Here is an 18709-nt window from a genome sequence, read left to right as displayed (position 1 = left end):
AGGGTTTTTCGCGTTCACCGTAAAGCCGCCAGGCCGCGGGTGCGCCACCGTCCGACGGCGACGCACCCGCTGCCGGGTGGGGCTACTCGCGGCCGGCCCCTCCGGACCTGACCTTGAACAGGGCTCGCTTGGCCGCCTTGGCCACCTGCTTGTCGGGGTGGGCCTCGCTGATGGCCTCCAGCAGCTCCTCGACGTGCGGGTGGGGCACCTTCCAGATCACTTCGAGCAGGCTGCTCAGCACCGGCGAAGGGCCGATGTCGTGCAGGCTGCTGACGAACTCGGGCCTGCCCAGGCCCGCCGAGATCGTCCACATGTCGAGGATCAGCCAGTGCGTGTCGCTCTGGCTCGGCTCAGGGGCGTCCTCGACGCCGAGCTGGGCGAGGTGGGTCGCGGCGTACGGCCGCAGAGACGGCTCGTTGAGCGCCTCCTGCCAGGCCGGGACGGCGACGGGCCCGAGAGACCCCACCAGGCTGGCGGCCTGGACCCGGATGAGCGCGTCCGCCTCGTCCTCCGCGGCGGCCTCCAGGAGCTCCTCGGCGGCCGTGGCGGGCTGTCGCAGCTTCATCCAGGCGGCGAACTCGGAGTCGGCCTCCTCCTCGGGCAGATCGGCGCTGAACGACAGCAGGTCGAGCGCGGTCATCGCGTCGATCGCGGGACGCGCGTCCACCTCGATGTCGTCGTCGTCCAGCAGGTGGACCACGCCCTCGGTGCCGAGCGGCGTGAGCCGTACCTGGTCGCCGGACACGGTGATCATGCCGAAGCCGGTGAGCCATTCGAGCACGGAGGCGAGCGGGTCGCCCGCCTCGGCCCACGCGGAGGCGCCGAGGTCGTCGAACTCGGCCGCGGCCTCCGCGAGCTCCTCGCGCAGGTCGTCGACCGGGCGCTCGCCGCCCGCGACCAGCAGCCTGATCAGCAGCGCGCGGGTGAGGCCCGAGAGGGCGAGGGTCAGATCGTCGTCGTCGAGCTCGGGGTCGCCGTAGTCGACCGAGTGCAGGCCGAGCATCCAGGCGTCGAGGACGTCCTCGTCGTTCTCGAACGGCCAGGCGGCGGTGTCCTCGTCGACGCTGACGGTGTCCTCACCGTCGGGGGTGAGGAACTCCAGGTCGACGGCGAGGTTCCAGAGGTTCCACAGGGCGGGGACCTCGTGGGCGAGCGGCCCCTCGGCGGGCTCGGGAAGCCCGGCCACGGCCAGGGCCTGGCGGATCTCCTCGTCGCTCAGCAAGGTGTCCTCGCCGACCTTGCGCGACTTGCCGACCCAGACTGCCAGGTCGCGGGCCTTGGAGATCAGCGGCACCTCGCGGGCGGCCTCGGCCAGCTCGGCGTCGGGGCGCAGGCGGATGGTCGGCAGCTCGGCGAGCTCGTCGGCGAAGGGCTCGAAGTCGCCGAGACCCTCCACCTCCTCCTCGTCGAGGTCTTCCTCCTCCTCGTCCCAGTCGCGCTCGCCGAGGACCTCCTCCATCGCCTCGACGAAGTCGTCCTCGACGGCGTCGAGCTCGTCGAGCAGGTCGTCGAGGCTGTCGGAGCCCTTCGCCAGCCGGCCCGTGGAGGAGAGGAAGGTGAGGTAGGAGCGCACGGCCGGGATCATGCCGTCGGCCGCGGCGTCGGGATCCTCGACGACCTGGGGCATGCGTTCCACCAGGACCGGGCGGAGATCGTCACGCTTCCACAGGTGGACGTCGTCTCGAGCGATCAGGCGGTGCCAGAGAGCGGCGGGTCCCACCAGGTCGGGATCACTGTCCGGTGCGTTGTCTGATGCCCAGAGAATGAACTCTTGAAGGAGGGGACGCAGCTCCGTTGCCGCTGCCTCGATGCGATCTGTCACCCCGCCAGGCTAGTGCTTGGCGGCGGCCGTCTCTAATCAGTTCGCACGGCTTCGACGCCCAATCGGTCAGCACATGTCCGATTGGCGGGCTGGGTCACCGCCAGTTGGCACAACGCTTACCCGAATATGACGTTGCGTCAGTTCGCCCGGCGCATGGCCTCGGTGATGCGCTCGGCGGCGGCGACCACGGGAGCGGCGTGGATGCGGCCGGGCGTACGGGTCAGGCGCTCGATCGGCCCGGAGACCGAGACCGCGGCGATGACCTTGCCGCCCGCGCCCCTGATGGGGGCCGAGACGCTGGCCACGCCCTGCTCGCGCTCGCCGACGCTGTGGGCCCAGCTGCGCCTGCGTACGCTGGCCAGGGTGGCCGCGGTGAACTTCGCGCCGCGCAGGCCGCGGTGCAGGCGGTCGGGCTCCTCCCAGGCCAGCAGGATCTGGGCGGCGGACCCGGCGGTCATGGGCAGGGAGCTGCCGACGGGCACCGTGTCGCGCAGGCCGCTCGCGCGCTCGGCGGCGGCCACGCACACGCGCTCGTCGCCCTGCCTGCGGTAGAGCTGCGCGCTCTCGCCGGTCAGGTCGCGCAGGTGGGTCAGCACGGGGGAGGCCACGGCGAGCAGGCGGTCTTCGCCGGCCGCGGTGGACAGCTCGGACAGCCGGGGCCCGAGGATGAAGCGGCCCTGGGTGTCGCGGGACACGATGCGGTGGTGCTCCAGGGCGACGGCGAGGCGGTGGGCGGTGGGACGGGCCAGCCCCGTCGCCTGCACCAGCTGTGCCAGGGACGCGGGGCCGGCTTCAAGAGCGTTCAGCACGAGCACGGCCTTGTCCAGTACGCCGACTCCGCTAGAGTTGTCCATACCCCGATACTGCCGTCTCGCTATCCGAGATGCAACTGGCATTCGCGGGAGGGATGGGTAGGCTGTCCATATCCCGAAATTACCGTCTTATGATATGAGACGTTCCCAGGGATGAAACGCAAGGAGGCGTTCACGACATGGGTCGCACACTGGCTGAGAAAGTATGGGAGCAGCACGTCGTCCGCCGAGCCGACGGTGAGCCCGACCTGCTCTACATCGACCTGCACCTCATCCACGAGGTGACCAGCCCGCAGGCGTTCGACGGCCTGCGCATGGCCGGGCGGAAGCTGCGCCGGCCCGACCTCACGATCGCCACCGAGGACCACAACGTGCCCACGGTGCTCGGCCCGATCGCCGACCCCGTGTCGAAGACCCAGGTCGAGACCCTGCGCAAGAACGCCGCCGAGTTCGGCGTCCGGCTGCATCCGATGGGCGACGCCGGCCAGGGCGTGGTGCACATCATCGGCCCGCAGTTCGGCCTCACGCAGCCGGGCATGACGGTCGTCTGCGGCGACTCCCACACCTCCACCCACGGCGCCTTCGGAGCCCTCGCCTTCGGCATCGGCACCTCCGAGGTGGAGCACGTGCTGGCCACCCAGACCCTCCCGGCCTACCGGCCGAAGACGATGGCCATCGAGGTCTCGGGCGAGCTGCCGTTCGGCGTCACCGCCAAGGACCTCATCCTCGCCATCATCGCCAAGATCGGCACCGGCGGCGGCCAGGGCCACATCGTCGAGTACCGAGGCCAGGCCATCCGCGACCTCTCCATGGAGGGGCGCATGACGGTCTGCAACATGTCCATCGAGGCGGGCGCGCGGGCCGGCATGATCGCCCCCGACGAGACCACCTTCGAATACCTCAAGGGCCGCAGGCACGCGCCCTCCGGTGAGGCCTGGGACGCCGCCGTCGAGTACTGGAAGTCGCTCAGGACCGACGACGACGCCGCCTTCGACACGGTGGTGGAGATCGACGCCACCACGCTGTCGCCGTTCGTGACGTGGGGCACCAACCCCGGCCAGGGAGCGCCGCTCCGCGACGCCATCCCGGCTCCCGAGGAGACCTCCGACCCGGCCGCAGCCCAGCGGGCCCTCGACTACATGGGCCTGCGCGCGGGCACCCCGCTCAGCGAGATCCAGGTGGACACCGTCTTCGTCGGCTCGTGCACCAACGGCCGGCTGGAGGACCTGCGCGCCGTGGCCGACGTGCTGCGCGGCCGCACGGTCACGGCCCGCACGCTGATCGTCCCGGGTTCGATGCAGGTCAAGGCCGACGCGGAGGCCGAGGGCCTTCACGAGGTGTTCAAGGCCTCGGGCGCCGAGTGGCGCGAGGCGGGCTGCTCGATGTGCCTGGGCATGAACCCCGACACCCTCGCCCCCGGCGAGCGCAGCGCGTCCACCTCCAACCGCAACTTCGAGGGCCGCCAGGGCAAGGGCGGGCGCACCCACCTCGTGTCGCCGGCGGTCGCCGCCGCCTCCGCCGTGACCGGCCGTCTCACCGCGCCCGCCGACCTGTAAGGAGCTTGGAACCATGGACGCCTTCACCACCCACACCGGCCGGGCCGTGCCCCTGCGCCGCAGCAACGTGGACACCGACCAGATCATCCCCGCGGTGTGGCTCAAGCAGGTCAGCCGCACCGGGTTCGAGAAGGGCCTGTTCGCCGCCTGGCGCGAGGACCCCGGCTTCGTGCTGAACAACCCCGTCTACGAGGGCGCCTCGATCCTCGTGTCCGGGCCCGACTTCGGCACCGGCTCCTCGCGCGAGCACGCCGTCTGGGCGCTCCAGCAGTACGGCTTCCGCGCTGTGATCGCCGCCAGGTTCGGCGACATCTTCCGCAACAACTCCACCAAGATGGGCCTGCTCCCGATCGTCCTGCCCGCCGAGACCGTCGAGGCGCTGCAGGCCGCGATCGAGGCCGACCCCGCCACCGAGGTGACCGTCGACCTGGTCGAGCGCCAGGTGCGCTGGGGCGGCGAGTCGGCCGGCTTCGAGATCGACGACTACACCCGCTGGCGGCTGCTGGAGGGCCTCGACGACATCGGGCTGACGCTGCGTCACGCGGACGACGTCGCGGCGTACGAGAATGGTCGGCAGCCATGGCTGCCGACGACCGTTTGACCGATCCCGCGAGCCCTGAGTACGAGCTGGCGCGGCGGTTGCGCGACGCTTACCGCCGCGTGACCGCCGCGAGGCTTCCCCCTGAGGAGAAAGAGCGGTTCGCGAGGCGATTCGTCGCCATTTGTGACCTCGCAAAGCGGGACGTCGACCACGCCGGCGCCCGCCTGGACGCCTTTCTCGCCGATCTGGAAGAGGGCTCCGACACGCCGCGTAGGCGAAACATTGCGGAATGTGATTGAGTCCTGGACGCGTGTCCCCTAATTTCAAGCGGGTAAGGGGTTTCTGACCGTTGACTGGTGGGTGCGTGCCGAAACCCCGCACTTGGCAACACCGGGTGAGGCGGGGTACGGGCACTGCCCGCCGCAGCGCTCATCCTCAGACAGCGGTAACAGGGGGAGCAACCTAGATGAACAAGCGAGAACTCGTGGACGCGATCGCAGATCGGGTCGGCGACAGGAAGACGGCCACTGAGGCCGTGAACGCGATAATCGAGGCCATCCAGCACGCTGTCTCGAACGGGGAGAAGGTTTCGATCACGGGCTTCGGCGCGTTCGAGATGGCGCACAAGCCGGCCCGCCAGGCAAGGAACCCTTCGACGGGGGAGCCCATCAAGGTCTCCGAGAGCTGGGGACCCAAGTTCCGTGCCGGGGCCGACTTCAAGGACCAGGTCAACGCGGCTGGAAAGAAGGCCGCCAAGAAGAAGTGACGCCTTACCGGCTCAACTGCGCGCCCGGAAACCCCACCAGGGGTTCCGGGCGTCGCCGTGTCAGGGCCCTGTCACTCCGGCAGGGGAAAGGTCGAGAGGGTGATCGCGGTGATGGCGTCGTCCTCGACGCGGATGTTCACCCGCTGGCCGACGCGCAGCAGCCGCAGAGGGCCCGCGTCGAAGGCGGCGGCGCCGAACGGCAGCTCGGTCCCGTCGTCGAGGAAGACGGAACCCGCACGGGTGTCGAGGTCGAAGACGCGCACCGTTGCCTGCACGCCGGTCAGCTTACCGCGCGGGAAATCGCTCCACCGGAGACCGGCGCTCAGCTCTGATCGCGCGGCTGGATGTAGGAGGCCAGGCCCCGCAGGATGATCTCCAGGCCGAGCTCGAACCTGGAGTCGTTGTTCTCGTGGAACATCATGCGGGACAGCTCGACCAGGTTCGGGAACCGATCGGCGGGGAGCGCCTCGAAGTACTCCTTGAGCGTGACCTGCATCTCGTCCCACGTGTCCATGTTGGTGGTGCGGCGGCGCTCCTCCCACATGCTCTCCTCGAAGGCGAACCCGTCCATGTACGTGGACATCATGTCGCCCGCCGTCGCCGCCACCTCGTCGGGCAGCCCGGCGCCGCGCAGGATCGCCATCAGGTATTCGACGTGGGGGAGCAGCTCGGGGGTGAAAGGCACGTGGGCCATGGAGATGCGGGCCATGTCACGGTGCTGGAGTAGCCGCGCCCGGCCGTGCCGCGCGTAGTCCTTGATCTGCTCCTGCCAGTGCTCCGGGTCCGGATCGGGCAGCTCGTAGCCCTCGAACAGCCGGGTGTACATGTGCTCCAGGAGCTCGTCCTTGCTCGCCACGTGGGCGTACAGCGCCGAGACGGCCACGCCCAGCTCGGCCGCCACCTGGCGCATGCTCATGCGGTCGTAGCCCTCGCGGTCGAGCACGGCGAAGGCCGCGTCGATGATGCGCTCGCGCGTCAGCGGCACGCGAACCGCGGCCGGCCGCCTGCGGGCCCGCTCCCAGGGGGCGGCGGGCATGTTCTGGTCGTCGTGCCCTGGCCCGCTCATGCGTCACCGCCCCTTGAAGTCCGTGGTGATCGAGTCTAGTTGCCCGGGTGAACAGTGCTCGCCCGACTAGAACGCCACTCAATTTCGCGATATATCTTGTCTGTCCGGCAGATGCGACATATCTTGAGAACACCGCACTTTGCTGATGAACGTTGTTCGATGATAGAACACTGCTCGAATCAACTGAACACTGTTCTTACGAGCGTGGACGACGCTCGGTCCTGAGGAGCCCGCATGACAACGACAGACACCCCCCTGAAGGGATCACCGCCCGAGACGGCGCCGTACCGGTGGCGCTGGGCGGCCCTCTTCGTCATCCTCGCCGCCGAGGTGATGGACCTGCTCGACGCCATGGTCACCAACATCGCCTCGCCCACCATCCGGGCCGAGCTGGGCGGGAGCGCCGCGACCATCCAGTGGCTCGGCGCCGCCTACACCCTGGCGATGGCAGTCGGCCTGATCACCGGGGGCAGGCTCGGCGACATCTTCGGCCGCAAGAGGATGTTCATCATCGGCGCCGTGGGCTTCACCGTGGGGTCGCTGCTGTGCGCCATCGCCCAGGGGCCGGAGCTGCTGATCGCCGCCCGGGTCGTCCAGGGGCTGTTCGGCGCGGTCATGCTCCCGCAGGGCCTCGGCATGATCAAGGAGATGTTCCCGCCCAAGGAGATGCAGGCGGCGTTCGGCATGTTCGGGCCGGTCATGGGCCTGTCCTCGGTGGGCGGCCCCATCCTGGCCGGCTGGCTGATCGACGCCGACTTCTTCGGCACCGGCTGGCGCATGATCTTCCTGATCAACCTGCCGCTCGGCGTCGCCGCGGTGATCGGCGGGCTGCGGTTCCTGCCCGAGTCGCGGTCGCCGCATCCGCTGAAGCTCGACTTCGCGGGCGTGGTCCTCGCCTCGCTGGCGGGCCTGCTGCTGGTCTTCCCGCTGGTCCAGGGCCGGGAGCACGACTGGCCCCTGTGGTCGTTCCTGATGATCGGCGCGTCCGTCGTGGTCTTCGCGCTCTTCGGCTGGTTCGAGTCGCGCAAGAGCAGGGCCGGTGGCGACCCCCTCATCGTCCCCAGCCTGTTCCGCAAGCGCGCCTTCACCGGCGGCCTGGTCACGGGCCTGGTGTTCTTCTCGGGGATGATCGGCTTCTCGCTCGTCTTCAACCTCTACACCCAGCTCGGCCTCGGGTACTCCACCCTGAAGGCCGGCCTGTCGATGGTGCCGTGGTCGCTCGGCATGGTCGTCGGCTTCGGCCTCGCCCAGCCCCTCCAGAAGTACGGCCGCAAGCTCCTGCACGGCGGCACGCTGCTGATGGCCCTGGGCGTGCTGGCCATCCTCGTCACGCTCAACGTCGCGGGCATCGGCGTGACCCCGTGGCAGCTCGCCCCCGCGCTGCTCGTGACGGGCATCGGCATGGGCATGCTGATGGCGCCGTTCTTCGACATCGTGCTCGCCGGGGTCGAGCCCCACGAGACCGGCTCGGCCTCCGGCTCGCTGACGGCGATCCAGCAGCTCGGCAGCGCGTTCGGCGTGGCGCTCCTCGGCACGGTCTTCTTCGGGCTTCTCGGCAGCAGCGTCGCCACCGCCGCGGACGGCGTCACGCCGAAGCTCCGCTCGGACCTGGCCGCCGTGCAGGTCACCGGCCCCGCTCAGGAGCGGATCGTCACCGGGCTGCGGGCCTGCGGGCACGATCGCGCCGTCGCCAAGGACCAGGCCGAGGTGCCCGAGTCGTGCACGCGGCTCGAGGCCGACGCCAGGGCCGCGGCGACGTCCCCCGAGACCGGTGGCGCCATCCAGAAGGCCGTGATGACGGCCGGCGCCGAGGCGGGCAAGGAGGGCTTCAGCGACGCGATGAAGACCATCCTGTGGGTCGTGGACGGCATGCTGCTGCTGACGTTCCTCGTCGCCTTCCTGCTGCCGAAGCACGCGCGTGAGGGCGAGGCGGCCGGCCACTGACCCATACGAACGGCCGGCCACCGACCCCGTACCGGCTACGTACCGATCATGAAGGAGTCCTCCGTGCGGAGGACTCCTTCAGTGTCTTCACCACGGCCGCGGTGTGCGGGCCGACGCCGAGGGCCAGCGCCTCCTCAAGGTCCGACGGCGTGTCGACGTCGCGGCGCACCGAGGGGATGCCGTCCGGCGCCAGCTCCTTCGCGCCGGCGCCGAGATGCCTGGCCCGCGACTCGCCCCCGAACCTCGGGGCGAACGCCACTCCGGGCCGTACCCCGTAGAACGTCGTGCCGATCTCGGCCGCGTCCGGCACGAACGACTGGTCGAAGTCGGCGGCCAAGGCCAGCGCGACGCCCAGCTCCTCCGGTCGAAGGGCGGGCAGGTCGGCCTGGAGCGCGCCGATCGGGCTTCCCGGCGCCAGCCGCACCGCCTCGGCGCCGCCGAACCGTAGCGCGGCGTTGAGCCCGGCGTTCGGATCGGGCACCACGTGCGCGCCCAGCGCGGACAGGGCCTCGGCGGGCACGGGATCACCCGTCACCACGATGACCCGGGCCACGTCCTCGCAGGCCAGCGCCGCCGAGACCGTGTCACACGCGATCGCCACGGCGAGCGCGGCGCGGTAGGGCCCGGCCGCGGCGGCCAGGCGGGTCTTTGCGGCGAGCAGGGTCTTCACCGGCACCACAATGGTCCAGCCGGAGTGCCGGCCAAGGTCGCTACATTCCGTACCACGCATAGCCTTAGCATCCCGCCTCGACATCTCGTGGAGCCAACCGGGAGACTGATGGCGCACAGGCATGACTGGAGGAGTCAATGAGCCGCCCCGGACGTCCGCCCATCCCCTGGGAAGCCCTAGTCGTGGCGATCGTCAAACCGCTGCTGTATCTCTTCACCAAGCGCGACTGGCGGGGCCGCGCCCACCTGCCGCGCACCGGCGGCGTGATCATCGCGGCGAACCATCTGTCGTGGAGCGATCCGCTGCTGTTCGCGCACTACGCCTACGACAACGGCCGCTGGCCCGTCTACCTGGCCAAGTCCGGGGTGTTCGACATCCCCGTGATCGGCACGATCATCAGGAAGTGCAGGCAGATCCCGGTGCAGCGCGGAAGCACCGACGCCGCGCGCTCACTGAAGGACGCCGAGCAGGCGCTGCGGGACGGCTCGTGCGTGATCTTCTACCCCGAGGGCACGATCACGCGCGACCCCGAGTTCTGGCCGATGTCCGCCAAGACGGGCGTGGCCCGGCTCGCGCTGGCCACCGGCGTCCCGGTGATCCCCATCGCCCACTGGGGCGCGCAGGAGATCCTTCCGTACGGCCAGAAGAAGCCCAGGCTGTTCCCCCGCAAGACCTTCCGCGTGCTCGCCGGGCCGCCGGTCGACCTCTCGAAGTACGAGGGCCTTCCGATGCGCGGCAAGGTGCTGAAGGAGGCGACCGCCGACATCATGGCCGCCATCACCGCCCAGCTCTCCGAGCTACGCGGCGAGAAGGCCCCCGACGCACCCTTCGACCAGGCCGAGAGCCGCGCCGGGTGACCGCGGTCCGTCCGGTGGTGAGCGCCGGCCCGGCACGGTGCGGTGAGCGTACGGTGAACAGATGACCAAGGCAGTCGTTTTCGGAACCGGTTCGTGGGGCACCACCTTCGCGATGATCTTGGCGGAGGCGGGCACCTCGACGACGATTTGGGGGCGGCGCGCCGAGGTGGTGGAGGCCGTCGACCGGAGGCACGAGAACCCCGAGTACCTGCCCGGGGTGCGGCTCCCCTCGTCGCTTCGCGCCACCACCGACCCCGCCGAGGCGATGGAGGGCGCCGACTTCGTCGTCCTGGCCGTGCCGTCCCAGACCCTGCGGGGCAACCTCGCCACCTGGACCCCGCACATCCCCGACCACGCCGTGCTCGTCAGCCTGATGAAGGGCATCGAGCTGCGCACCTCCAAGCGCATGAGCGAGGTCATCTGCGACGTCGCGGGAGTCCCGGCCGAGCGGGTGGCCGTCGTGTCGGGGCCGAACCTCGTCGGCGAGCTGATCCGGCGCGAGCCGGCCGCGACGGTGGTCGCCAGCGTGGACGACAAGGTCACCGGTCGCCTGCAGGAGGCCTGCCACCTGCCGTGGTTCCGCGCCTACACCAACGCCGACGTGGTGGGGGTCGAGCTCGGCGGCGCCGTGAAGAACGTCATCGCCCTCGCCGTGGGGGTGGCGGCGGGCATGGGGCTCGGTGACAACGTCAGGGCCACCCTCATGACGCGCGGCCTGGCCGAGATCTCACGACTGGGCGCGGTGCTCGGGGCCGACCCGCACACCTTCGCCGGCCTTGCGGGCATGGGCGACCTCGTGGCGACCTGTACGTCCCCGTTGTCGAGGAACCGCACTTTCGGGGAGAATCTCGGCCGGGGCATGACCCTGGCCGAGACCATCGCCGCCACCAGGCAGACCGCCGAGGGGGTCAAGTCCTGCGAGTCGGTTCTCGACCTGGCAAGGAAGCACGACGTGGAGATGCCGATCACCGAGGTGGTGGTGGGCGTCGTCCACGACGGAATGACCCCGAGCGAGGCCGCGACGCTGCTCATGTCGCGAACTCCCAAGCCCGAACGGTACGGCGTGTGACATTCTCTCGACGTATGCGCAGGAGACTCGGCGAGAACTCCCGGGCCGTCCACCTGCCGCCCGCTCCCGTCCCCCGCCAGCTACCCATCGGGCTGCCCGTGTGGCGCAGCGCGGCCTGGAGCTTCGACAGCTCGGCCGAGTACGCCGACGTGGTCGGCGACCGCGTCCCCGGCTTCGCCTACAGCCGCATCGACAACCCCACCGTGGCGGCGTTCGCCTCCGGCATCGCCTCGCTGGAGGGCGCCGCCGCCCCCGAGGACGTCGCGGGCCAGGCGTTCTCGTCGGGCATGGCGGCCGTGAGCGCCGTGCTCATGACCTTCCTGCGCGCCGGCTCCCACGTCGTCGCGCCCGCCCCGGTGTACGGCGGCACGTACTCGCTGCTGTCGAACGTGCTGGCGCGCTTCGGCGTGTCGGTGGACTTCGTGGACTACTCCGACCTGCGCCGCGTCCACGCCACCGTGCGCTCCTCGACCAAGATCGTCTATGCGGAGACGCTGAGCAATCCCACGATGACGGTCGCCGACATCCGGGGGCTCTACCGCATCGCGCGCGACGCGGGCGCGCTGCTGGTGGTCGACTCGACCTTCGCCACCCCCGTGGTGTGCCGTCCTCTGGAGCACGGCGCCGACCTGGTCATCCACTCCGCCACCAAGTACATCGGCGGGCACGACGACTGCACGGGCGGTGCCGTGGTGGGCCGTCCCGATCTGATCTCCCAGATCCGGGAGGTCCGCATCGACACCGGGGGCACCCTCTCGCCGGACGAGGCGTTCCTGCTGCGCCGGGGCCTCGAGACGCTGCCCCTGCGGGTGCGCCGCATGTGCGCGACCGCGATGGTCTTCGCCGCCGCCGTGGCCAAGCATCCCGCCGTGCGCCGCGTCGACTACCCCGGCCTGGCCGACCACCCGGGTCACCAGCTCGCCCGCCAGCTCTTCGACTCCGGCCCCGAGGGCACCAGGTACGGCGCGTGCGTCACCGTCACCCCGCACGGCGGCTACGAGGCGGGGGTCATGCTGGCGGACGCCGTACGGCTCGCGCGCATCGCCACCTCGATCGGCGGCACGCACACCAAGGTCGCCCACGTGGCCTCCACGACACACCGGCAGCTCGACGAGGCGGCCCTGACCGCCTCCGGCATCGACGCGGGCGCCGTGCGCTTCTCCATCGGCCTTGAGGACTCCGAGGACCTCATCGCCGACGTCACGGAGGCACTCGACGCGCTGCGTTCGAACACCGCCACCCGTACCTGACAAGCAGGGACGACAGGGGCGCAAGGTAGATTCGTGCATCATGAGCCATCAGCATGAATCCCGGCCTCGTGTTCGGGTGGCGGTCGTCTTCGGCGGGCGCAACTCCGAGCACGCGGTGTCCCTGATGGGCGCGGGCAGCGTCCTCTCGGCCATCGACCGGTCCAAATACGACGTCGTCCCGATCGGCATCGCGCCGGACGGGCGCTGGGTGCTGGCCTCGGACGACCAGAGGTTCGAGATCGAGGGCGGCGAGCTTCCCGCCGTGGACGCGAGCGGCACCTCGCTCGCGCTGCCGTCCGACAGCGGGTCCATCGTGGCGCTCGACGCCGGGCGCATCCCCGGGTCGCTCGGCCAGGTCGACGTCGTGTTCCCCATGCTGCACGGCCCGTACGGCGAGGACGGCACCATCCAGGGCCTGCTGGAGATGGCCGGGGTGCGCTACGTCGGCTCGGGCGTGCTCGCGAGCGCGGTCGGCATGGACAAGGCGTACATGAAGGCGCTGCTGGCCGCCGCGGGGCTCCCCGTCGGACCGTACGTCGTGGTGCGCGACCGTGACTGGCGCCTCGACCGCGAGCGCGTCATGAAGGACGTCGAGGTGCTCGGCTGGCCCGTGTTCGTCAAGCCGTCCCGCGCGGGGTCCAGCCAGGGCATCTCCCGCGCCGGGGACTTCGAGGAGCTGGAGCGCGCGATCGAGCTCGCCCGCGAGCACGACCCGAAGGTCCTCGTCGAGGCGGCCATCGAGGGTCGCGAGATCGAGTGCGCGGTGCTCGAGTCCCTCGGAGACGAGCCGCCGGCCGCCAGCCACCCCGGCGAGGTGCTGGTCAACGAGAACCACGAGTTCTTCGACTTCTCGGCCAAGTACATCGGCTCCGACATGTCGCTCGCGGTGCCCGCCGATCTGCCCGAGGCGGTGAGAGAGGAGCTGCGGCAGATGGCCGTACGGGCGTTCGAGGTGCTCGGATGCGAGGGGCTGTCCCGCGTCGACTTCTTCTACACCCCGGCGGGCGGCCTGATACTGAACGAGATCAACACGATGCCGGGCTTCACGGCGATGTCCGTGGCGCCGCAGCTGTGGGCCGCCTCTGGCGTGTCGTACGCGGAGCTGGTCGACCGCCTGATCCAGCTGGCGCTGAACCGTCCCGTGGGCCTGCGGTGAGTCGCGCCCACTGAGTCGCCCTCGTGGGCGCGTGGCGTTCGTGTCGCGCGTCCACGACGCGGGATTCGCGGGTTCAGGGTGTAGGGGCTTGCGGGTTCAGGGCATAGGGCTGCGGGGACTTGCGGGGGTTTGCGGGGGTTTGCGTGGGTTCAGGACGCGGGGCTTGCAGGCGCTTGCGTAGATTCGACGGGGAAGGCCGCTTTGATCGGCTCGGCGAGGTCGACGAGCACCCCGGCGGTCTCGTGCCTACGGGAGATCGTCACCTCGATGTAGCCGTCGCGGGTGATCGCCGTGAACAGGGCGGGCCTCACCGGGTCGGCGAACCACGCGACCCCGTTGATCTCCGGAACCTGCTGGAGGGGATCCATGGCGACGGGCCGTCGCACGCCGCAGCGGAGCGCGATCTCGGCCCCGCCCCACACCGCGACGTACGGCGAGCGGGGTTCGGACGGGACGCGCTCCGCGCCGTCGAGAGTGTGGGGCAGCCGATCGTTCAGCTTGGAGCAGGCGGTCGCCGTGGCGCCCTGCGGCGTGGGGGGATCGACCCTGACGGCCCCGCCGCATCCCGCCAGCAGCGCCAAGGCCGCCGCGGCCAAGACGACCCGGACCACGGCTCCCCCCGAAAGTTGTCGACGCTCAGATATGGACTATCGGACAGGTAAGGGTACGCGTGATTCCCTCAACGGCCTGAATCTGCGCGACGACGAGCTTGCCGAGATCGTCGACGTTGCTCGCCTCCGCACGAACGATCACGTCGTACGGGCCGGTGACGTCCTCCGCCTGGGTTACACCCTGGATGACCGCGATCGCACCTGCGACCTCGGCGGCCTTGCCAACTTCTGTCTGGATAAGGATGTAGGCCTGCACCATCACGTCCTCCCGCGGGGGCGAAGCTTTGTATCAGTCCGTAGCTAGATCAGTGCCGAATCGCCACCGTACATGCAACACACCTGGAGGTGTGCTATCAGAGTCGCAGATCTTGGTGAATTCGGGATCATTGCACGTATTGTCGGACGCTTGCCACAATTTCCGGCGGTATTGCTCGGCCCCGGCGACGACGCCGCGGTCCTTCGGGCTCCCGATGGACGAGTCGTGGTGACGACGGATCTCCTACTTGAGGGTAGACACTTCCGTCGTGATTGGTCCAGTCCGTACGACATCGGGCGAAAAGCGGCAGCGCAGAACCTCTCTGACGTGGTGGCGATGGGTGCCGATCCTACGGCCATTTTCGTCGGCCTGGGGCTGCCTGAGGACCTTCCGACGGCGTGGCTCGACGGGCTGACCGACGGGTTCGGGGACGAATGCGCACTTGTCAACGCAAGCGTTGCGGGGGGCGACATCGCCAGATCCGAGCAGGTCGTGCTGGGGGTGACCGCACTGGGTGATCTTGGCGGGCGTGCCCCCGTCACGCGGTCGGGGGCCCGTCCTGGCCAGGTGGTCGCGGTGGCGGGCCGGCTCGGCCACGCGGCGGCCGGGCTCGCGCTGCTCCTTTCCGGCCGTGAGGAGCTCTCCTACCCCGAACTGGTGGACGCCCATCGACGTCCCCAGCCGCCGTACGGCTGCGGGCCCGGGGCCGCCGTACTCGGCGCCACGGCCATGGTCGACGTCAGCGACGGGCTGCTCCAGGACGTGGGGCACATCGCCAAGGCGAGCGGCGTGCGCGTCGAGCTGGAGCCCCAGGATCTGCCGGTACCGGAACAGCTGGCCGCCGCCGCGGGTGAGCTGGGGGAGGACCCGCTGCGGTGGGTGCTGACGGGAGGCGACGATCACGCGCTGGTGGCGGCCTTCCCTGCGGAGGTACGGCTGCCGCCGGAGTGGCGGGTCATCGGCCGGGTCGCCGAGGGGGAAGGTGTGCAGGTCAGAGGCCATGTTGAGACTCAGGGTGGCTGGGATCACTTCCGTTAATAAGGTGAAAATTGTGACAAAGAAGTGTTGAAGGTGTTATGAAGTGTGGCGCCGTGGTTTCTACAAGGAAGGCGCTTCATGGGACGGGGACGACGCCACAAGTCATCCCGAGGCCGGGAATCCGACCCCGAGTGGGCGGGCCGGCAAGGGGGTCCGGGATGGCAGGACGACGAGCGTGGCACCCAGGAGTGGCTGGCCGACGCGAGCGGACCAGCCTGGCTCGACCCACCCACCCCACCCCACACCCCCTCCACTCCGCCTGAGCCGGTACGCCCTGACGACGCCTGGAACCCCGGCTCACCGGACCCCGTACGTGCTGACGGCTGGACCGCCGCTCCCGCCCCCACAGAGCACCTCGCGGGCTGGGACACAGGCTGGGACACCGGTTCACAGGGTGTCCAGCAGGCCGCCGCCGGGGCGGTCGCGGAGCCGGAGGCCGGGCCGCAGGGAGAAGACGCGTTCCCGGACGCGGAGCCGCCGCGGATACGGCCCGAGCGTGCGGACACCCTGCTCGCCCCCGGCCCGGAGAAGCGGGGGAGCAGGGCGCGGACCAAGAAGCGGACACGGTTCTGGCGGGGGCGCCGACTCATGGCGCTCTCGGCGGTGGCGGTCGTAACCGCCATCGGCACCGTCGTCATCGGCGTCAAGCTCTCCTCGTCGCAGCTCGAACTCAGGCGTGCCCCGGACTGCCCTTCTGGCCAGGCCTGCGCCGCCATCGCCCCAGGCAAGCCCCCGGCGAGCACGTCGCCCGCACCCACGGACTCCGGAACCACGCAGGACCCGTCCGGCACCGAATCCGAGTCCCCCAGCGCGTCCAGGTCGGCCAAGCCGTCGGCCGGCGCCAGCGGTACCCCGGACCGGCGGACACCGGTCGCCTCCACGCGCCCCACGCCGGACCGTACGCGCACCCCCACCCCGAGGCCCAGCCGGACCGTTCGGGAGACTCCCGAGCCCGTCCCGTCGATCGAGGAGACCGACCCCGCCTCCCCGGACGCGACGCCACTGGCGGACGAGGGCGACCCGCTGATCTCGCCGGGCAGGGTGGCGGTCGACTTCGGCGTGTCAGAGGTGACCGACACCGGCTACAGCGGCCGGCTCACGGTGACCAACACAGGAGCCACGCTGGACGGCTGGAGCCTGCGAGTGCCGGTCGGTGGCGTCGTCACCGGAGCCGACGGCGCCGAGTGGACGCAGGAGGGCGACACGCTGGTCCTCAGCTCCGCCGAAGCGCTCGGCAGGAACGAGGTGGCCGTGATCTCGTTCGTCGCGGAGGGCGACTCCACGCCACCCGACGGCTGCGAGCTCAACGGCGGCACCTGCCGCCTCCGGGCAGCCGGCCCACCCCAGGTGGAACCCGGCCGGTGACCCACCCGGACGGGCGGATGGGCGGTGGCGGTGGGGGCCGCGCCGTCCTGGTTTGATGGGTGGGTGACTCCTCCCCGTGTGCTGACGATCGCAGGCTCCGACTCCGGCGGAGGCGCGGGCATCCAGGCCGATCTGAAGACGATGCTGGCGCTCGGCGTCCACGGCATGAGCGTGATCGCGGCCGTCACCGCGCAGAACTCCCTCGGCGTCCAGGGCTACTGGGAGCTTCCCGCCGAGGCGGTGCGCGCCCAGCTCGACTCGGTGCTCGGCGACATCGGCGCCCAGGCCGTCAAGACCGGCATGCTGGCGTCCCCTGAGCTGGTCGAGGTGGTCGCCGAGGTGCTGGCCGGTGTGGACGTGCCTGTGGTGGTCGACCCGGTGGGGGTCTCCAAGCACGGCGACTCACTGCTGGCGCCCGAGGCCGTGCACACGCTCGCGTCCCGCCTGCTGCCCGTCGCGACCGTGGTGACCCCCAACCTCTGGGAGGTCGAGCAGCTCACCTCGGTGAAGGTCGAGGACGAGGACGGGCTGCGCCCGGCGGCCGAGGCGATGCTGGAGCTCGGCTCCACCTGGGTGCTGATCAAGGGAGGCCATCTCCCGGGACCGCCGGTCGACCTCCTCACCGACGGCGTCAGCGAGTACCGCTTCTCCGCCGAGCGGCACGACAACCGGCACACCCACGGCACGGGGTGCACGCTGGCCTCGGCCATCGCGTCGTACCTCGCGCTGGGCGAGGAGGTCCCCGGCGCGGTCGAGAGGGCCAAGGAGTACGTCACGGGCGCCATCGCCCACGGTTTCCCCCTCGGCGCCGGCATCGGCCCGGTAGACCACGCCTGGCGCCTTCGCTGACCCCGTACGCCCTCACGGCCGTGGCCGGTCAGAGGAGGCGGGCGATCGGGTCGTCGGCGAGGCGGCGGAGCAGGGTGGCGGTGTCGGCGGCCTGGGAGGCGTCCACGTCCGACCCGGCGCGGGTGCCCGACTCGACGGCGTTGGCCAGGGCGTTCAGCTCGTGTGGCGGCAGCAGGGTGCGGGCCATGCTGTGGAGGCGGAGCCGGATCCTCCGCCCGTCGCCGGGGTCCTCGGCCACCAGGTGCGGCACGCGGCGCCCCGTGGGGATCGTGCCCTCGCCATGGGGATTCCTGACGTACTCCGGCTCAGAGTCGATCCAGACGCGCGCCGTCGCGAGGTCGGCCCGCCGGGTGCCGAGCAGGCCGCGAACCTCCAGCACGGTGCCGCTGAGTATCGCGCGCCGCCGGTACGTACCGAGCACCATGGTGCCGACGAACCCCACCATCAGCACGGCGATCACCGCGAAGAGCAGCTTGACCCCGGCACCGGGGAACCCGTCGAACGGCGTATCCATGGACCCGCTGTCCGGGAAATCGGGCGCGGGGCCCCCGATTACGAGGGTGGCCACACCGGCGATGCCACCGAGCACGGCCAGGAAGAGAAGCGCGATGACCGAGACCGTGACCTTCTGGCCGGTGGAGGCGTTCACGCTCAGTTGTACGGGCGGATTCAGCACGAGAACAAGTTACCCAGCAGGCCCCGCGCCACGCCTTGAGATCAACACCGGCCACGAAAGCCCGGCAGGCCCCGCGTCACGGTCTCGGATGGCTCGTGTGAGGCGGAGGCGGGCGCTCTGGGATCACGCCGGGAACGCAGAAAGCCCGCCGTCCTTGATGGGCGGCGGGCTTTCTGGAAGCTCAGGTCAGCGGGTGACCTTACCCGCCTTGATGCAGGAGGTGCACACGTTCAGCCGCTTCGGCGTGCTGCCCACCATGGCGCGCACACGCTGGATGTTCGGGTTCCAGCGGCGGCGGGTGCGGCGGTGCGAGTGCGAGATGTTGTTGCCGAAAGTCGGCCCCTTGCCGCAAACGTCGCAGACGGAAGCCACGGTCATCGCTCCTTAGATCAGTCAATAGGCCCG

General features: G+C 70.5%; 21 protein-coding genes. 12 read left to right on the top strand and 9 right to left on the bottom strand.

The window, feature by feature from the left end; all coding sequences use genetic code 11:
- Nucleotides 1–82 precede the first annotated feature (82 nt).
- Nucleotides 83–1720 carry a hypothetical protein gene (locus tag ACOZ38_RS38860; protein WP_424535928.1) on the bottom strand — a complete coding sequence of 546 codons (1638 nt, stop codon included), beginning with the start codon at nucleotides 1718–1720 and terminating at the stop codon, nucleotides 83–85.
- 239 nt (nucleotides 1721–1959) lie between these two features.
- Nucleotides 1960–2676: an IclR family transcriptional regulator gene (locus ACOZ38_RS38855; RefSeq protein ID WP_358553331.1), complete on the bottom strand. Its 717-nt coding sequence runs from the start codon at nucleotides 2674–2676 to the stop codon at nucleotides 1960–1962.
- A 137-nt stretch (nucleotides 2677–2813) separates the two neighbouring features.
- On the opposite strand from ACOZ38_RS38855, the gene leuC reads away from it, so the two are divergent.
- The 4 genes from leuC to ACOZ38_RS38835 all read left to right on the top strand — a co-directional run bounded on the left by leuC (nucleotide 2814) and on the right by ACOZ38_RS38835 (nucleotide 5497).
- The gene (leuC, locus tag ACOZ38_RS38850) at nucleotides 2814–4190 is read left to right on the top strand and encodes a 3-isopropylmalate dehydratase large subunit (protein ID WP_424535927.1); all 1377 of its coding nucleotides are present in this window, start codon (nucleotides 2814–2816) and stop codon (nucleotides 4188–4190) included.
- Nucleotides 4191–4203: 13 nt separating this feature from the next.
- Nucleotides 4204–4791, top strand: coding sequence for a 3-isopropylmalate dehydratase small subunit (gene leuD, locus ACOZ38_RS38845; RefSeq protein WP_405141134.1), 588 nt, complete (start codon nucleotides 4204–4206; stop codon nucleotides 4789–4791).
- Entirely contained in the window at nucleotides 4770–5030 is a 261-nt protein-coding gene (locus ACOZ38_RS38840; protein WP_424535926.1) for a hypothetical protein, read from the top strand. Before leuD ends, ACOZ38_RS38840 begins: the two co-directional genes overlap by 22 nt.
- A 167-nt stretch (nucleotides 5031–5197) precedes the next feature.
- A complete protein-coding gene (locus ACOZ38_RS38835) occupies nucleotides 5198–5497 on the top strand; it encodes an HU family DNA-binding protein (protein ID WP_363911460.1) in 300 nt (99 codons plus the stop codon).
- 71 nt (nucleotides 5498–5568) lie between these two features.
- Here ACOZ38_RS38835 and ACOZ38_RS38830 read toward each other — a convergent pair whose 3' ends face one another.
- Both ACOZ38_RS38830 and ACOZ38_RS38825 read right to left on the bottom strand, forming a co-directional pair.
- Nucleotides 5569–5772: a hypothetical protein gene (locus ACOZ38_RS38830; protein ID WP_424535925.1), complete on the bottom strand. Its 204-nt coding sequence runs from the start codon at nucleotides 5770–5772 to the stop codon at nucleotides 5569–5571.
- Between the two features lie 47 nt (nucleotides 5773–5819).
- The gene (locus tag ACOZ38_RS38825) at nucleotides 5820–6563 is read right to left on the bottom strand and encodes a TetR/AcrR family transcriptional regulator (protein WP_424535924.1); all 744 of its coding nucleotides are present in this window, start codon (nucleotides 6561–6563) and stop codon (nucleotides 5820–5822) included.
- A gap of 234 nt (nucleotides 6564–6797) precedes the next feature.
- Here ACOZ38_RS38825 and ACOZ38_RS38820 point away from each other — a divergent pair, with 234 nt between their 5' ends.
- Nucleotides 6798–8507, top strand: coding sequence for an MFS transporter (locus ACOZ38_RS38820; RefSeq protein WP_424535923.1), 1710 nt, complete (start codon nucleotides 6798–6800; stop codon nucleotides 8505–8507).
- 46 nt (nucleotides 8508–8553) lie between these two features.
- Here the strand turns inward: ACOZ38_RS38820 and cofC are convergent, their stop codons facing one another.
- Nucleotides 8554–9237, bottom strand: coding sequence for a 2-phospho-L-lactate guanylyltransferase (gene cofC, locus ACOZ38_RS38815; protein ID WP_424535922.1), 684 nt, complete (start codon nucleotides 9235–9237; stop codon nucleotides 8554–8556).
- A 77-nt stretch (nucleotides 9238–9314) separates the two neighbouring features.
- On the opposite strand from cofC, the gene ACOZ38_RS38810 reads away from it, so the two are divergent.
- The 4 genes from ACOZ38_RS38810 (at nucleotide 9315) to ACOZ38_RS38795 (ending at nucleotide 13509) form a co-directional block, all read left to right on the top strand.
- Entirely contained in the window at nucleotides 9315–10034 is a 720-nt protein-coding gene (locus tag ACOZ38_RS38810; RefSeq protein WP_424535921.1) for a lysophospholipid acyltransferase family protein, read from the top strand.
- Between the two features lie 61 nt (nucleotides 10035–10095).
- Nucleotides 10096–11103: an NAD(P)H-dependent glycerol-3-phosphate dehydrogenase gene (locus tag ACOZ38_RS38805; protein WP_424535920.1), complete on the top strand. Its 1008-nt coding sequence runs from the start codon at nucleotides 10096–10098 to the stop codon at nucleotides 11101–11103.
- Nucleotides 11104–11117: 14 nt separating this feature from the next.
- A complete protein-coding gene (locus tag ACOZ38_RS38800; RefSeq protein WP_405141120.1) occupies nucleotides 11118–12353 on the top strand; it encodes a trans-sulfuration enzyme family protein in 1236 nt (411 codons plus the stop codon).
- A 40-nt stretch (nucleotides 12354–12393) separates the two neighbouring features.
- Nucleotides 12394–13509, top strand: a complete 1116-nt coding sequence (locus ACOZ38_RS38795; protein ID WP_424535919.1) for a D-alanine--D-alanine ligase family protein — start codon at nucleotides 12394–12396, stop codon at nucleotides 13507–13509.
- A 149-nt stretch (nucleotides 13510–13658) separates the two neighbouring features.
- On the opposite strand, the gene ACOZ38_RS38790 is transcribed toward ACOZ38_RS38795, so the two are convergent.
- Both ACOZ38_RS38790 and ACOZ38_RS38785 read right to left on the bottom strand, forming a co-directional pair.
- Nucleotides 13659–14120, bottom strand: a complete 462-nt coding sequence (locus ACOZ38_RS38790; RefSeq protein WP_424535918.1) for a DUF3515 family protein — start codon at nucleotides 14118–14120, stop codon at nucleotides 13659–13661.
- Between the two features lie 25 nt (nucleotides 14121–14145).
- Nucleotides 14146–14379, bottom strand: coding sequence for an Lrp/AsnC family transcriptional regulator (locus ACOZ38_RS38785; protein WP_424535917.1), 234 nt, complete (start codon nucleotides 14377–14379; stop codon nucleotides 14146–14148).
- Between the two features lie 69 nt (nucleotides 14380–14448).
- On the opposite strand from ACOZ38_RS38785, the gene ACOZ38_RS38780 reads away from it, so the two are divergent.
- The 3 genes from ACOZ38_RS38780 (at nucleotide 14449) to thiD (ending at nucleotide 17628) form a co-directional block, all read left to right on the top strand.
- The gene (locus tag ACOZ38_RS38780; RefSeq protein WP_424535916.1) at nucleotides 14449–15414 is read left to right on the top strand and encodes a thiamine-phosphate kinase; all 966 of its coding nucleotides are present in this window, start codon (nucleotides 14449–14451) and stop codon (nucleotides 15412–15414) included.
- Nucleotides 15415–15492: 78 nt separating this feature from the next.
- Nucleotides 15493–16779 (top strand): hypothetical protein, encoded by a 1287-nt coding sequence (locus ACOZ38_RS38775; protein ID WP_424535915.1) that lies wholly within the window; start codon nucleotides 15493–15495, stop codon nucleotides 16777–16779.
- Nucleotides 16780–16842: 63 nt separating this feature from the next.
- The gene (gene thiD, locus ACOZ38_RS38770; protein WP_424535914.1) at nucleotides 16843–17628 is read left to right on the top strand and encodes a bifunctional hydroxymethylpyrimidine kinase/phosphomethylpyrimidine kinase; all 786 of its coding nucleotides are present in this window, start codon (nucleotides 16843–16845) and stop codon (nucleotides 17626–17628) included.
- A gap of 28 nt (nucleotides 17629–17656) precedes the next feature.
- On the opposite strand, the gene ACOZ38_RS38765 is transcribed toward thiD, so the two are convergent.
- Together ACOZ38_RS38765 and rpmB are read right to left on the bottom strand one after the other, a co-directional pair.
- On the bottom strand, nucleotides 17657–18304 hold the full coding sequence (locus ACOZ38_RS38765) for a hypothetical protein (protein WP_424535913.1): 648 nt from the start codon (nucleotides 18302–18304) through the stop codon (nucleotides 17657–17659).
- A gap of 186 nt (nucleotides 18305–18490) precedes the next feature.
- A complete protein-coding gene (rpmB, locus tag ACOZ38_RS38760) occupies nucleotides 18491–18676 on the bottom strand; it encodes a 50S ribosomal protein L28 (RefSeq protein ID WP_262848146.1) in 186 nt (61 codons plus the stop codon).
- Between the last annotated feature and the right edge of the window lie 33 nt (nucleotides 18677–18709).

Origin of the sequence: Sphaerisporangium viridialbum, from assembly GCF_049674955.1 — a bacterium.
GTDB classification, from domain to species: Bacteria; Actinomycetota; Actinomycetes; order Streptosporangiales; family Streptosporangiaceae; genus Sphaerisporangium; species Sphaerisporangium viridialbum.
The sequence above is the reverse complement of the archived record's forward strand: the minus strand, read 5'-3'. Positions and strand labels throughout refer to the sequence as shown.

What these genes read in the sequence shown, in the direction of transcription:
- ACOZ38_RS38835 (WP_363911460.1), top strand. Translation starts at nt 5,198, where the DNA reads ATGAACAAGCGAGAACTCGTGGACGCGATCGCAGATCGGGTCGGCGAC.
- ACOZ38_RS38785 (WP_424535917.1), bottom strand. Translation starts at nt 14,379, where the DNA reads ATGGTGCAGGCCTACATCCTTATCCAGACAGAAGTTGGCAAGGCCGCC.
- ACOZ38_RS38795 (WP_424535919.1), top strand. Translation starts at nt 12,394, where the DNA reads ATGAGCCATCAGCATGAATCCCGGCCTCGTGTTCGGGTGGCGGTCGTC.
- cofC (WP_424535922.1), bottom strand. Translation starts at nt 9,237, where the DNA reads ATGCGTGGTACGGAATGTAGCGACCTTGGCCGGCACTCCGGCTGGACC.
- ACOZ38_RS38775 (WP_424535915.1), top strand. Translation starts at nt 15,493, where the DNA reads ATGGGACGGGGACGACGCCACAAGTCATCCCGAGGCCGGGAATCCGAC.
- ACOZ38_RS38825 (WP_424535924.1), bottom strand. Translation starts at nt 6,563, where the DNA reads ATGAGCGGGCCAGGGCACGACGACCAGAACATGCCCGCCGCCCCCTGG.
- ACOZ38_RS38805 (WP_424535920.1), top strand. Translation starts at nt 10,096, where the DNA reads ATGACCAAGGCAGTCGTTTTCGGAACCGGTTCGTGGGGCACCACCTTC.
- ACOZ38_RS38810 (WP_424535921.1), top strand. Translation starts at nt 9,315, where the DNA reads ATGAGCCGCCCCGGACGTCCGCCCATCCCCTGGGAAGCCCTAGTCGTG.
- ACOZ38_RS38855 (WP_358553331.1), bottom strand. Translation starts at nt 2,676, where the DNA reads ATGGACAACTCTAGCGGAGTCGGCGTACTGGACAAGGCCGTGCTCGTG.
- ACOZ38_RS38840 (WP_424535926.1), top strand. Translation starts at nt 4,770, where the DNA reads ATGGCTGCCGACGACCGTTTGACCGATCCCGCGAGCCCTGAGTACGAG.
- ACOZ38_RS38780 (WP_424535916.1), top strand. Translation starts at nt 14,449, where the DNA reads ATGCAACACACCTGGAGGTGTGCTATCAGAGTCGCAGATCTTGGTGAA.
- ACOZ38_RS38800 (WP_405141120.1), top strand. Translation starts at nt 11,118, where the DNA reads ATGCGCAGGAGACTCGGCGAGAACTCCCGGGCCGTCCACCTGCCGCCC.
- ACOZ38_RS38820 (WP_424535923.1), top strand. Translation starts at nt 6,798, where the DNA reads ATGACAACGACAGACACCCCCCTGAAGGGATCACCGCCCGAGACGGCG.
- leuD (WP_405141134.1), top strand. Translation starts at nt 4,204, where the DNA reads ATGGACGCCTTCACCACCCACACCGGCCGGGCCGTGCCCCTGCGCCGC.
- leuC (WP_424535927.1), top strand. Translation starts at nt 2,814, where the DNA reads ATGGGTCGCACACTGGCTGAGAAAGTATGGGAGCAGCACGTCGTCCGC.